The organism is Dysgonomonas sp. Marseille-P4677, from assembly GCF_016652235.1.
Taxonomy (GTDB): domain Bacteria; phylum Bacteroidota; class Bacteroidia; order Bacteroidales; family Dysgonomonadaceae; genus Dysgonomonas.
On record NZ_JAEPKU010000271.1, the window covers coordinates 1 to 1,204 of the forward strand.

Annotated in this window: 2 protein-coding genes; one reads left to right on the forward strand and one right to left on the reverse strand. The window is 32.5% G+C overall.

Going from position 1 to position 1,204, the window contains the following annotated elements:
• The coding region (locus tag JGH11_RS20000) for an ACP phosphodiesterase (RefSeq protein ID WP_201114746.1) at positions 1–250 on the forward strand (250 nt) is incomplete at its 5' end.
• A gap of 42 nt (positions 251–292) precedes the next feature.
• On the opposite strand, the gene JGH11_RS20005 is transcribed toward JGH11_RS20000, so the two are convergent.
• Positions 293–1,033 carry an XRE family transcriptional regulator gene (locus JGH11_RS20005; RefSeq protein WP_201114749.1) on the reverse strand — a complete coding sequence of 247 codons (741 nt, stop codon included), beginning with the start codon at positions 1,031–1,033 and terminating at the stop codon, positions 293–295.
• Positions 1,034–1,204 lie beyond the last annotated feature (171 nt).

Sequence of the window (1,204 nt, forward strand, 5' to 3'; positions counted from 1 at the left end):
ATATGGAGATATACTGCCATCGCAGTTTTGCAGTATGTTTATGTATATGAGGAGTGAAAACTGGTTTTTCAATTATCAATTTAAGTGGATGATAGAACGAAGTTTTGACCGATTACAAAATCGAGCAACTTATCTTTCGGATAATACAACTGTTTTTAAAGATTTTGAGAAGAATTATACAGAAATTGGAAGAAGTTATGAACTATTTTTTCCCGAACTTAAAGCGTTCACAAAAAGTATTTCTTTATAAAAAAATATCACCTTATCGTGAAGGATACGTACTTACAAAACGCTACTTAAAAACACTGGAAACACGTTGCACTATATTACACAATTGGCAAACATCATTCAATTTAAGTTCAAAATCGGTATATTCAGGAGATAAGTTTAATGAATGGCAAAGAATTGTGCCTTTTTCTAAATTCTGATCAATTATCTGTTTGCAAAGAATTGTATTATCTAATACTATAACCCAATTAGGAAAATCGTCGGTATGTAATTTATTACGCCAATGCTCTTTCTTCAATTCTCTTGCCAAGACAATATCACCGTTGCTCAAACTACGTTTGGTGTCATTATCCATGCTATCACCTTTTATTTCGAAAGCAAAATACCGTCCAAGACCAATCTTGTCTACTATAAAATCAAACTCTTCAAACTCTCCTCCAACAAATTCGGCATCCCTACATTCATCAATATATTTAGCATAAGCCTTCACCGGAATAAAAGGAACACGCATCCTATATTTGCCATCTGCCATTTCGTAGTATTTTACTCCGGACTTAGTCACCAGATACGGTTCCGCACCTCTGACTCTCTCATTACGAATCATATCCCCTCTGCCTGTCGCAAGCCATTCTTCACTCACTCTGAAATATGATGCCAGCATAGCTATATTCGATTTATTAGGGTTTGTCTTCCCTTCTGTGTAGTTAGCTATTGTTCCTTTAGTAATATTGGTGTCTTTCCATATACGATAGGCCGTAACTCCATCTTTTTCTAATAAGTACTTTAATCTATCCTTAAATTCCATATTGTTATCTCTTTTTATACAAAAACAATTATAATACAAAAACTCAGCCTATGGTTAAATATTGAATCAACAAGACAAAAATAGGCTAATATTGGTAATGATATGCATTAATTGTATTTTTTAACTATTTAGTTATTTAAGAATAAACAATAACATTTATATGATTGTTAT